Here is a 12,385-nt window from a genome sequence, read left to right as displayed (position 1 = left end):
GGTTTATGAGGTTAAAGAAAAATATTCTCCTGGAACAGGAAGTATTCTTCATTAAATTATCATTTAAAATATGATGTTGGTTTTCAGATTTTCTTTGTCTGGTTGTAAACCCATCCGGGTCCGTGCGGCTCAGGAGAGAAAAACTGAGATATTTTCTCATAGTTTTGGTATAAATCAACCAGTAAATGAGGAATCATCAAAAAGCAGGGATCGTTTTTTAAAGACTTAAACAGTTAAATAGAATCCAATTTTTTATCCAACATATTCTACAGTCCTTTTCACGGGACGGAACAGCCGCATGAAATCATGCACATCTTCAGGGAAGTCGGTATTCACTGAAAGCCCGATCTCTTTTGCTTCCCTGGCTGAGAGGGGAGTACTGTGTATCATTTCCCCGCTGACCAGTCTTTCAACAACCTCATTAAGCCTGTCCTCTCCTCCGGGTCCAGCCTGTACTTTGCCTAGAAGGAGCTCTTTTGCAACGTTCCGTGTAAGTTTTAGGGCTTTTCTCGAGATATCGCTCATAACAAGGGTCGAATCTTCAGCGGCTTCTTTTTTCGTTTCTGCTGCATAGATCCAGGAAGGTGCCGGAAAGAGCCCGCGTATGAGGTCTCCTACCTGAGGGTCGATAGGCCCGATAACTGCATCTTTATCCATCACGATTTCGTCTGCTGCAAGCGCAATTATTGTGCCTCCAGACATGGAATAATGAGGAATAAGCACGCGGGTCTTTTCAGGGTGGTTTTTGAGTGCACGGGCAATCTGGATGCTAGCATGCAGCTGCCCTCCAGGAGTATGAAGAATCAGCTCAAGCGGGTAATTCCTGTATTTCCTTATCCAGCTCAGGATTTGCTCGGCATCTTCTTCATCTATGAACTGATAGGCAGGCAGCCCGAAATAGGAGATTGCCTCCCGCCTGTGGATCATGGTCAGTACCTTATAGCCGTGTCGCTTCTCCATAGCTTTTATTTTTGCTACGCGCTGCATACGAATTTTTTTGAGCTGAGATTGCGGGTAGATTATGGCGTACAGAAAGAGAAAAACGAACAAAAGAAAGGTCAGATCCCAGACACTCAATGTTACACTGTCAATTATAACCAGAAAATTCCTCCTCAAGTTTCCTGTAAGGACAGCCTGAGTTCTCCAGCAGGCAGATTTAAAACCCAACACTTAACCTCTCCGGGTTCGTCTTTAAGTGTTAATTTTCATTGCCTGTACAGGCTTTACGGATCTGACTCCCTGGGTTTTATTATCTCTTGCCGGGTTTTATCTCACCTATTAACTTATCCTGCAATCTATTAATTTCTGCCCCCAATAATTTCTGCCCCCAATTTCTACTCTCAAAAACTCCAATCCTTTTAAAGTTCAGCCCCTCCAGCTTCTTTCCATTTTCTCGTACAGGCCGAGCAGGTTATTCCGTGTGATCTTGAAATAGGGGTGGTCGGGACCGTATTCTTTTTCGATTATATCGAGGGCTTTTTCGTAAAGGTCTATTGCAGTTTCGTACTCTCCCATACTTTCATGCAGGCCTGCGAGATTATTCAGGGTTGTACCGACATCGGGGTGAGCGGGACCGAGTGTACTTTCATAAATCTTGAGGGCTCGAGTGTATAGGGGAAGAGCTTTTTTGTGCTGGCCCAGGATTCTGTACAGTTCTCCAAGGTTGTTTAAAGTTTTGGCAACTTCGGGACTATCCGGCCCAAGAATCCTTTCCCGGATTTCGAGGGCTCGCGTATAAAGTTCAAGGGCTTTTTCGTTCCTGCCTTTCTGGACATAAACCCCTGCAAGGTTGTTCAGGGTTGTTGCAAAGCCTGTATGCTCGGTCTTTCCCATATCTTCCATAATCTCAAGGGAGCGCGTATAGAGAATAAGGGCTTTTTCGTACCTGGTCGTCTGAAAATATAGCAGGGCAAGGTTATTTAAGGTCTGGGCTATTTGCGGATGTTCTTTTCCATAGACCTTTTCCTGGAGTTTAAGTGCCTGCCCGTAAGTTTCCTCGGCTTCCTCAAGTTTGCCCATTTCCGAAAGGAGGACACCAAGATTGTTCAGAGTGCCGGCAGTATAACCCATGACTTTCCTGTTCTCAGGTTCCTTTTCCGCAAGTTTTTCAAGCAACCTGAGAGCACGGACGAAAAGCTCTTCCGCTTTTTCCGGCCTTTCCATTCCCTTATAGTAAAAAGCTATCCTGTTAAGTGTCCTGACAGCTCCCAGGTTCTCTGGATTCAGAAACTTTTCCTGAATTTCAAGAGCTCTGGTGTAATATGAAAGAGCTTCTTCCTGTCTGTCCATGACATAGTAGAGAATTCCAAGTTCACTGAGAGTGTCCCCTGTTTCCGTTTTTTCCGAACCTGCAGATTTTTCACGGATGCTTAGTGCTCTTGAAAATAACTTCAGGGCTTCTTCATGCTTTCCCATGTAACGATAAATTCCTGCTAACCCATTCAATGCAGATGCAGTTTCTGGAGCTTCCGGTCCGAGTTCTCTTTCCGCAGTATCAAGCAGTTCTTTATAAATGGGTAAAAGAACTTCCCAGGCTGCAGCCCTGTAGAAGGGCTCGGAGGCAGTTACAAACCAGCTTATCAATCCCTTGGGTTCCATAATCTCTTTTGCATGCCTGAAAGCTTCTTTTAAAGATATCTCGTCTTCAGCTGTAATCAGTTCTGGGTCCAGATCCTTTAATCGCTCCTTGTATCTTTCAAACAGAGTCATATGATTTTCAATGAAACCGCTTTCAGCAGAAATTTCCTCTTTTCCCGAATCTTTTCTGAGATCAGCCGTAACTTACCCTCCTGAATGAAAAACAGAATAATAAGATCTTTTATGGAATTAGGATCTTTAATGAAGTTCTAATTGTAAATACCGGATTGATCCTATATTAGGGTATTACAGGATAATTTAGATATTACAAAATATGAGGAAAAATAGATCCTAGGAAGAACTGAGAATCTAAGAAAATAGAAGACCTATGAAAGCAGAGATCTAAGAAAGCAGAGGTCTAAGAGAAATGAAGATATGGAACTAAAGGTTGATTCTTAACTTCTCTTCTTTAATCTAATTTTTTACTCTTTATTTTTTTACCTTTTATTTTTCATTCTTAATTTTTTATTTTATACTTTCATTTTGCTTCGACTTTTGAATATTTATTTGTATATTCTCCGGAAAATTTTCATATTTTTTAATGAACTCGATCCTTCGTTGCTTCTCATCCTTATTCCTGAAGTCCAGTCTGAGATATTTTTCCTATTTAATTCTCAGTCAATCTCCAGTTATTCTCTTATCATTCTTCGGGTATTCTTCTATTTTTTGGAAAATATTATTCCTTTTTTAAGAAAGCTAGATCTATTTACCTACCGACCCGGCTTTTTCCTGGCAATAGACAAAATTTTTATATGTATGGAATACAATTACTCTTTAATTTTTAAACTTTATTAAATTATGCCGTATCTGGGGAAAACGAATTCGATATCAAACTTATCATCTGGTAAGTTTTTAAATTTGGGGAAAACGACAATGTACTTTATTCAATTGTCTAAACAGATCTGCCAAGAATACTTTTGCTTTTTAACTCTGGTATCTTGAGAAATATCCGTTCCTTTGCATGAACTGCAGAAGCTCTACTGCAGATATCACTCCAGAGTCCGGAAAAAGTCAGCTTACAGAGGCATCTGTATTCGTCAGATTTCCTGACAGTCTCTTGATAGTCTCTTATATACGCTGATTGAGGGGTCATGTAAATGGGAAATATACTCGTGGTTGAGGATAGTCCTGTAATTATGGAACTTATAAGGTTCCTTCTCACTACTTCTGGCTATGAGAGTAAAGAAGCCAGGGATGGGTTTGAAGCTCTTAGAATTGCTAAAGAAAACAGATTTGATCTCATACTTCTGGACATACAGTTGCCAGGATTTGACGGGCTTGAAGTCCTGAAAGAGATCAAGAAGATCCCTGAAATTCAGAGAACGCCTGTAATTGCCCTCACGGCTCATGCCATGCAGGGAGATGAGGACAGGTTCTTAAAAGCAGGGTGTAGCGGATATATTTCAAAGCCAATTGACATCGGCAAATTCAAATCAATATTAGATTCATGCATGAACAGAAATCAGGTATTTTGAAGGATTAAACAGGTTGTGGTTCTTTAAGGGGATGAGTGGATGGAAAATATTTCAAAGTCGCCGTTCACAAAAAGATCTAACGAACTGATACTTATCCTGGTCTCAGGTTTTATATTTACGCTGATAGCTTCTAACTATGATCTTTTTGAATCTGTCGTATTATTTGTTGAAACTTATGACAGCAAAGGTTTGGAACTTCTTCTTATTTTTTCTATATATACGTCTTTTGGAATGGGAATCTTTTCTGTCAGGAGATGGATGGAGCTTGAAAATACCCTCACATTTTATAGGGAAGCAGAAAACGATATTAAAGAAAAAGACAGGATGTACATGGCTCTTTTTGAGCAGTACAGTGATGCTGTTATTATTTCAGATGGAAAAAAAGTCCTGGATATTAATAGAAAAGGCTGCGAAATTTTTGGTTTTGGACAGAAACGTCCGCTTGGTATCTCCCTAATGTCTTTTGTTCCCGCGGAATATCTTCCTGAATTTCAGCAGGCACTTAAGGAGACTTTCAAACAGGATTCTTCTCATTTCGAAATGAGATATCAGAAGCCTACAGGGGAAATTATTGATATTGAAGTCAGCCTGTCGTTTGTTGACAGAAAAGATAACATTGTTCAGATAGTAGTCCAGGACATTACCTATCGGAAAAAAATAGAAAAGTATGAGCAGGAGAGTCAAGAAAGACTCAAAACCATCCTTGATAATACACTTTGCGGTATCCTGCTTATCGAAGCCTCTTCCAGAAAAATAATTGATGCAAATCCGGTAGCATTGAAAACCACAGGTTATTCCGATAAGGAGCTTATCGGGATGGTCTGCCATCAGTTAATCTGCCAGGACGGGGAAGAGAAATGCTCTGCCTTTCCTCTGGACCAGGCTGGAGATCTTTCTGAAAGTATACTTTTTAAAGCGACAGGAGAGTCTTTACCGATCCTCAGAAATGTTGTGCCTGTCTCAATAGAAGGGACAGGTTATTTTGTTGAAAGCTTCGTCGATCTCTCGGACCGCAAACAAGCTGAAGAAGAACTCCTGCAGGCAAAGCTTGCAGCCGAAGGGGCAAACCGCACAATGAACGAGTTCCTTGCGACCATGAGCCATGAATTGCGCACTCCTCTGACTGCTATAATCGGCTTTTCTGAGCTCATGCTTGGAGGGTCAACAGGAGAATTTGACGAACTGAACAAAAAGTTTCTTGGAAATATCTCAAATAGTGGAAAATATCTTCTTTTGCTCATAAACAGTATTCTGGATCTTTCTAGGATAGAAACCGGGAAAATGGGTCTTCAGCTTGATTATTTCTCCCTTCAAGACATTTTTACCGATACTAAAAATATAACCTTCCCTCTTGCCCTGAAGAAAAATATCTCAATAAATTTTAATGTAGAATCTGGGTTTTTTATTTATGCTGACAGAACGCGTTTCAAGCAGATTATGTATAATCTTGTAAGCAACGCAATAAAGTTCACTCCCGTAGGCGGCTCTGTTGAAGTTCTGGGATCAATATCCGAAAAGGGAGTCAGGGTTGCTGTATCCGACACAGGCATAGGAATTTCCAAAGAAGTGATAAAAAACCTTTTCAAACCTTTTAAACAGATTGATTCTGCCCTTAGCCGCAAATACGAAGGTACCGGTCTTGGTCTTGTTCTTTCCAAGAAATTCGTAGAGATGCATGGAGGCAGAATATGGGTTGAGAGCGAACCGGAAAAAGGCTCTACCTTTACTTTTGAAGTCCCTGTAAAGATCCTAAAAGCCGAGGAAAAAATGAGAGTACCTGAAGCATGTGAAAATAATATGTGAATGTTCCCGAAACTCCTTTTGAAACTCATTCTATCACAGGAGAGACAACCGAACCTGAAGCCGAATATCAGACAGAAAATCCGGAAGAAAAAGATTTCCCTAAAGAAAAAGCTATGGTCGAATTTATATTTTCTCCGATTGAAAGCGAAGGCTATGCTGTCAGCAGGACATATGGAGGAGAGGAGGCAATTGATAGGGCATTAACAGAACTTCCAGATGCTATAATTCTGGACTTGAACATGCCTCTGATATTTCGGGTTTTGAAGTTATAAGGACTCTCAAGAAAAACCCCTAAAACCATAGATAACCCTATAATTGTATGCACTGCAAAAGGTCTGAGTATGCAGGAAATGAAGTGTTAAACAGCAACGTTTCATTTGTCGTGTAAAAAGAGGACCTGAGCAAGCAAACGTTTCTGGAGTTAATTAAGAACCTTGAGCCAGAAGAGAATCGTGAAACGTGTGTTTTATCAGCTCCTCAGGAAGATTACCCTGAGCATTCACCCAAGACTGAAGGATGATTGTCTGAAGATGATTAGATAAGAGAATTAACCGAAAAAACGATTAGAAAAAGGATTAAACGAAAAAGTGACTAGAAAAAGGATTAAACGAAAAAGTAATTAAAAAAAGGATTGCCGGGAAAATGATCAAAAAGATAATTGACCGGGAAAAATCGCCCTGAAAAAATCGGCCGGAAAAGATTGACTGAAAAGGAAAAGGAATAAAAAAACTAAAATCCCTGAAACCAAATTCCTTATTTCTTTTTATCAGGATTTCTCTTACCAGACGCCGTTATTCTTCAGGGTAGCCAGAATATTGGTAAATTCATTGTTGAACCTGCATTTCCGGAAATCAGCAGAGTCAAGGATGTTTTTCTTTATTGCCTGCAACCCTATCAAAAGATTTATGTCGTTACTGTACTCGAATTCTTCTCCGGAAGCTGTGATATTTTCCGCAAGGATCTCAAGAAGTTTCGGATCAAGATCATCTGTGAGATAAGTATCCAGGATCAGAAGATCTGCAATTCTTTTGTAGAAATCAATCAGATTCTGGTAACCGGGTATAGAGTACTCCTTTGCTGTCTGTTTTTGCCTGTTAAGATAGATCAGGTATCTGCAGATTGTGCTTATAAGAGTCTCAGTGATTTGTTTTTTAGGAAACTCAATCGGGAACCTTTTCAGCATTTTTGAGTTCAAATGGTTATTCCTCTGCATTTTTTCCCGGTTCCAGATTTCAGGAAGAGCCCTTGCTATTGAAGAGTTAAGCACAGCTGTGACATAATGGTAGAGTGTGGGGTCTCCGAGAACAACTCCTATTCCGTCTGCAAACACATGTTTTCCGCTCACATCGTATGAAGCATGCAGGCGGTAGTTGTTGGTAATGATTATTTTAGGAGTTTTTATATACTGCAGGAAGCTTTCGTTTTCCAGGCGGTAACAGTCAGCAGAATCAAGCTCCTGTTTCTCGGCTCCGGAATCTTGTTTTGTTTCCATTAGCTGTTTATAAGCTACGGGGAACTTTGTTTTCAACTCCTCTGGCTGAAAGATTCTGTATTCTTTCCTGATATTATAGCCGAGGATCTCATACGGCAGCATAAACTGGTGCTGAGCTGAGTGGACGGCAAACTCATTAGAGACGGAGCCATCTACATAAGGATACATAATTTCCTTTTCTATACTCACCTGTTCTACGCTTATGCTTGCTTGGGGGTTTCTGCAGCCGCTGGATGCATCTGCACAATGTTCTTCTGAAAGGCCTGCTTTGTATACCAGGTCACTGGCAGGGGGTACGCCTTCAAAGACCTCTATTGAGATATCTTCCAGCGTTCTGGGTATTTTGCTCAGCCTTTCGACAATATCGTCTTTACTCCAGAACATATATTTCACTTCTTTTTTATATATAGGGAGTTCCGGGCAAATATCTATTTTGTCACAAGTTACAATGCCAGAAAAATTAAACTTTTATTTTGAGACATTACACTTTTGACCATGGGGGATATCCGGATCAAACTTAAAATATACTTCTTTATATAATAATTTATTCATAATGCAAGTTAACAAATAGAACAGAACTTTTATTGAACTGCAAAAAAAATTAGAACAAGAGCATCTAAGCCACAAAATTCATAGCTTTAAAAAGAGTATTTTTTAAAAACAGAGGTAAATTTCAGGGTTTACATATATGAAAAGGTTTTTAACGCCGTTCTTGCATTTTCAAGCATGTTGTGGTTATTATTGAAGTAGATATAAGTCCTTTCACGCTCGAATTCATCTATTTTCCTGACCGTTTCTTCGATTTCTTCCTGAGAATAATTGTAGCTGTACCAGCTTTCTCTTCCGTGCATTCTCATATAAACAATTTTTCCGGGGAATATGCGGTTAATGAAATCAGGAGAGTCTACAGATACCAGGGTAACCTTCTTCAGAAGCCCGGCACAAATATCATCATTTCCAAGCAGCTCCTTGTTCCTTATTTCCAGAGCAAACCTTTCTCCAAGCCCTGTTTCTTCCGCAAACCCGAGGACTCGTTCAACTTCACTGAACTTCGGCGGCGCCTGGAAAAGGTAGAAATCAATAAGATGATCTAAAGGTTCGAATAGTCCCCGAAAGTTCTCCCAGATATCAAGTGCACTCTCACTGAACTGGCGCCAGTGGGTTATAGACCTGTGGACTTTTACACTCCACCTGAGCCCCATACCTTTCGTGCTCCAGCTTTTTATGTTGCTGGGAAAAGGAAACCTGTAAAAGCTTGCATTGAGCTCTACAGAGTTCAGACCTGAGTTTTCTACGAACCAGTCAAGGCTTTTCTTTTTATTCCACTCATAGTACCAGCCGCTTGTACCCACAAAAGCTTCCATATAATTCCCCTAAAGGTATCTGGGCTGCTGACAGATGTATTTTTGGTTTATTTGAGTCTGATCTATTTGAGTCTGATCTATCAAGAATTCGGCTTATGAGAAACTGATTTATGGAGTAAACTCAGGTTACATAAAACAGGTTCAAAACTCCATGGCATGTGCAAGTAGTAGCTACAAAAAAAGCCCTCTCCTTGATTTTTTCAGGCTTTTTTTCCCTTTCATCTCCCTGAATCTTACTTACAAACTCCATAATCTCCAGAATGTTCTGTTTGAACTCTACACCCTTTAATCCACCTATCCCAGGCTTCATCTGATGGCTCTCAAAGACCCAGCCCGAAATGGTATGGACAAGTTCCCCTGTGTATTCGGTAATGGTTTTCGGCTTTTTCCGCCCGAAGGTTGGACACCTGTCTCTTGGTCCCGGGCATCCGTCCAGACATATTTCTCCTTCCCTTGCATAGGAAAAAAACAGCATCCCGTCCTCGGGGTAACTGCCTGCGATTACATCTTCGGGAAACACCGATAAAATTGTTTTAAAAAACCCTATGAGTTCTGAATCTTCAGGTCTGACTAAAAGTTCATTTACAGGTTTGATCTCTCCTGAACTGCTTTTTTCAGGATTATCTATTTCAGGGCTGGCTGTTGCAAGATAGCTTTCTTCATACTTTTCCTCTATCCCTGCCTCCTGCATTGGAAATTTCAGGAGATCTGCAAGCATATACGCAGCCGCATGGCAGGGGACGGCAGGGATGATATATTCAGGGATACCGGAGCTGAGGAGAAAAGGAATGCTGTGCATATCCATCCTGTAGAAATAGGCTTTTGATTCCTTAGTTTCCTGTCCCTTATTTTCTTCTTTACTCTTCCCTCCTGCCTGAAGAAGTTGTGTGGGAGTCTCTTCTTTTAGGGAAGTTTCTGCTTTTTCCCTGAGGATATTTATAAGCTCGTTTACAGTATTAAGAACCTGGGCCTTTTCCGAAGCAGGCGCATTTTCGTTCCTGTCAATAACAAGCACGAAAGGAAAATCATTCTTTCGGGCATATTGAAGAAAATAAGTGCCTATTTTTCCGCCACCCAGAATGAGGTAATAGCCTTTGATTACTGGCAGGCTCTGGAATGCTTCGATTTTTTCATCTATTTTGGATACTTCACCTTTTGGAATTGTCATAGGAACACCATAGAGATACTTTTTTGTATTAAGCTCAGGTCAAAGATCACCTGTTTTGCGCAGGAAAATTGTCATCTATGATAATTACCTGCTGGCATATTCGGTATGAATTTTTTCTTCTAACATTTCTCCGGTTATGCCTGCTGCCAGTTATAAATTGGTTTTCTGAGCTTGCTCCAGCCTTTAAAACCATTTTCTCTGATTTCTCTCAGGTTATGCATTACCGAAGCTCCACAGCGGGGTTTTAAAGATTCGAATTTCTCACATGTTTCAAAAATCCCGCATTCCCAGCATCCCTCGTAGCCTTTTTCCCTGCAGCACGGAATTATCTGACAGGGTTCTGTACTGTACCCTCCTGAGTTCCTGCAGCCTTCAGAGCAGGAGTGGTTCATAAGGGCTTCAAGCACGATAAGGAAAGAATCATAGTGCTGGAACTCCGAACCAAAAGGACTTTTTACATTCGCATAGCTTTGAAAATCTGCGTCCTCAAGTGACTCTTTCAATTGACCTGCAAGTTCACTGTGTTTATTACGAAAATGGATACAGTCGGCACAGTAAAGCCCGCAATAAGCTGTAAGATCTTTTTCATTTTCTTCCTGCATAAAGAAAAATCTGACTTTCTTTTATATAGAATCTTTTACGCAAGAACGCAAATAGATCTGTCAGCACGAGATTGAATTTTCATTACAACACGAGAATCATATTTATATTCTAGAATATAAATCTTAATATATATTCAATCTATTACTCTATTTGTTTCCAGGTACATCTGTATCTTACTTATCTATTTTATTGACTATTTAATATCATATTCGATAGATAGAATATTATTTTAATATGTTCCTATATTTATATTCTATATCACTCTTTAAAACGCATACACTTTACAACTGAAAAGATTCCAAAAACATATAGGTAAACCGTATAAATATATTTATTAAAGGTTTAACAAAATTTTATCTGTCCTCCTATGATCTCCTATTAACTTCCAGCTTTTTAGGGTAAATTTTCTTTTTTTTCGGGTTTTTCTTCGGCAAACCAGTTGCCTCCGAGATAGTTTCTGTGAACGGAAATGGGTTCATTCTCCCATATTTCAAAATGGGGCATACTGGGGTTTTTATTCTTCAGCTTCTGGATATAAAGCGGACAGGAATTATCTATTTTCTCGGAATTCAGGACCATTCCTACATATCCTATCAAACTTCCCGGTTCGATTTCATCTCCCTTTTTTTTGTCGGCTTTATTTTCTCCATAATTATTTCTCCCTGCGCTACATTTTCTGGAATTTTTAGATTTAGAGGCTACTTTTTCATGAGGTTTAGTTTATATTGTAAATTAAAAACCTTTCCTGTAGCTTACTTTATTCTTTTGAGCCTTTTCCAGCTTCAAGTGATAAACTTAAAATTCTTCTTTGCTACTGAAAGAAAATATTGATTTTTGAGTTTTCTACTTTCTTTTTTTAATTTGATATATTTATATAATATTGTGTCAATCTTTTTTTGTCCCTTTATGCAAAAATAAAGTCTGAAGGAACTATTGCTTCTCCGAAATGTAATGCTTTAAAGAATAAAAACGTGAGACACGTTAAATTTAAAGATTTAACGAAAACTCATAAAGTATACTGAATTTAGTTGGGGAGAAATGTATGAACGGAAAAGAGTGCAATCTTTCATTAGATGAGCTTCTGAAGTTTGAAGGGGTAATGGCAGCCGGGATTTTCAGTCCCGACGGAAAGCTTGTGGAATATAAAGCCAGGGACGGAATGCCTGAGGAAATGGCACAGATGACAGCTAAGTTCTGCGGAGCTGTGAATATGATGTTTGATGCTCTGGCAAGTGCTTACACAAAGCTCTATGGGATGAAGTGGGTGCCCCAGAATAACTGGATGTACAGCGGCGGTGACTGGACAGTTATGATCTCGGGAACAAGAGGAGTCTTTGTCGAGAGCTCCAAAGCAGATATAGAGAAGCTTCTTAAAGCTCTGGGAATGTGTTAATACTCTCTTGTTAATACCTCTAAAATTAATCTGGCTATCCAGGCATGGTTAGCCATCATTTTTAGCTCAGATCTGTTTATCGGAACTATTACTTGCCAAAAGAAGAATTCTTTATCGTTATTTTTTTATACCTTTAGCATCATAACTATAATTGATCCATAAGGTCAGTCCCAGATCTATGAAGAAGACGTACGAAGAAAGTATGTAACTTAAATAGGTAATGACTTGACTAAGTAGTAACTTAACTGAGTAATGACTTAATGAGCATAACTTAAATAAGCATAACTTAACTGAGTAAAGAACTACATTAAATTGTGGATCAGGCCTTATGGGTCACAAAAACCCTTTTACTATTCTATTTCTATCTTAATTCTGATTCTATTTCTATCTTAATTCTGATTCTATTTCTATCTTAATTCTGATTCTATTTCTATCTTAATTCTGATTCCG

11 protein-coding genes are annotated in these 12,385 nt (G+C 39.5%); 4 read left to right on the top strand and 7 right to left on the bottom strand.

What is annotated here, in order from left to right:
* Window positions 1-252: 252 nt before the first annotated feature.
* Together MSHOH_RS12535 and MSHOH_RS12530 are read right to left on the bottom strand one after the other, a co-directional pair.
* Complete coding sequence (locus MSHOH_RS12535) at window positions 253-1,167, bottom strand: SDH family Clp fold serine proteinase (protein ID WP_239450957.1); 915 nt, start codon at window positions 1,165-1,167, stop codon at window positions 253-255.
* A gap of 198 nt (window positions 1,168-1,365) precedes the next feature.
* A complete protein-coding gene (locus tag MSHOH_RS12530) occupies window positions 1,366-2,709 on the bottom strand; it encodes a tetratricopeptide repeat protein (RefSeq protein WP_082089345.1) in 1,344 nt (447 codons plus the stop codon).
* A 1,025-nt stretch (window positions 2,710-3,734) separates the two neighbouring features.
* Here MSHOH_RS12530 and MSHOH_RS12520 point away from each other — a divergent pair.
* From MSHOH_RS12520 to MSHOH_RS22210, 3 genes are read left to right on the top strand one after another with little or no spacing between them, the layout of a single operon-like run.
* Window positions 3,735-4,112, top strand: coding sequence for a response regulator (locus MSHOH_RS12520; protein ID WP_048140069.1), 378 nt, complete (start codon window positions 3,735-3,737; stop codon window positions 4,110-4,112).
* A 39-nt stretch (window positions 4,113-4,151) separates the two neighbouring features.
* Window positions 4,152-5,915, top strand: a complete 1,764-nt coding sequence (locus MSHOH_RS12515; protein ID WP_082089344.1) for a PAS domain-containing sensor histidine kinase — start codon at window positions 4,152-4,154, stop codon at window positions 5,913-5,915.
* Window positions 5,912-6,187: a response regulator transcription factor gene (locus tag MSHOH_RS22210; RefSeq protein WP_052730853.1), complete on the top strand. Its 276-nt coding sequence runs from the start codon at window positions 5,912-5,914 to the stop codon at window positions 6,185-6,187. Before MSHOH_RS12515 ends, MSHOH_RS22210 begins: the two co-directional genes overlap by 4 nt.
* Before the next feature lie 506 nt (window positions 6,188-6,693).
* Here the strand turns inward: MSHOH_RS22210 and MSHOH_RS12510 are convergent.
* The 5 genes from MSHOH_RS12510 to MSHOH_RS12490 all read right to left on the bottom strand — a co-directional run bounded on the left by MSHOH_RS12510 (window position 6,694) and on the right by MSHOH_RS12490 (window position 11,121).
* On the bottom strand, window positions 6,694-7,791 hold the full coding sequence (locus MSHOH_RS12510; protein WP_048140067.1) for a hypothetical protein: 1,098 nt from the start codon (window positions 7,789-7,791) through the stop codon (window positions 6,694-6,696).
* Between the two features lie 296 nt (window positions 7,792-8,087).
* A complete protein-coding gene (locus tag MSHOH_RS12505; protein ID WP_048140066.1) occupies window positions 8,088-8,771 on the bottom strand; it encodes a DUF72 domain-containing protein in 684 nt (227 codons plus the stop codon).
* 121 nt (window positions 8,772-8,892) lie between these two features.
* Window positions 8,893-9,939, bottom strand: coding sequence for a Rossmann-fold NAD(P)-binding domain-containing protein (locus tag MSHOH_RS12500; RefSeq protein ID WP_048140064.1), 1,047 nt, complete (start codon window positions 9,937-9,939; stop codon window positions 8,893-8,895).
* A gap of 134 nt (window positions 9,940-10,073) precedes the next feature.
* A complete protein-coding gene (locus tag MSHOH_RS12495; protein WP_048140062.1) occupies window positions 10,074-10,541 on the bottom strand; it encodes a DUF3795 domain-containing protein in 468 nt (155 codons plus the stop codon).
* Window positions 10,542-10,935: 394 nt separating this feature from the next.
* On the bottom strand, window positions 10,936-11,121 hold the full coding sequence (locus MSHOH_RS12490; protein ID WP_239450956.1) for a hypothetical protein: 186 nt from the start codon (window positions 11,119-11,121) through the stop codon (window positions 10,936-10,938).
* Between the two features lie 463 nt (window positions 11,122-11,584).
* Between MSHOH_RS12490 and MSHOH_RS12485 the strand changes: the two genes are divergently transcribed.
* Window positions 11,585-11,935: a DUF2173 family protein gene (locus tag MSHOH_RS12485; RefSeq protein WP_048140060.1), complete on the top strand. Its 351-nt coding sequence runs from the start codon at window positions 11,585-11,587 to the stop codon at window positions 11,933-11,935.
* Window positions 11,936-12,385 lie beyond the last annotated feature (450 nt).

It is taken from the genome of Methanosarcina horonobensis HB-1 = JCM 15518 (genome assembly GCF_000970285.1).
In the GTDB taxonomy this organism is placed as follows: Archaea; Halobacteriota; Methanosarcinia; order Methanosarcinales; family Methanosarcinaceae; genus Methanosarcina; species Methanosarcina horonobensis.
The sequence above is the reverse complement of the archived record's forward strand: the minus strand, read 5'-3'. Positions and strand labels throughout refer to the sequence as shown.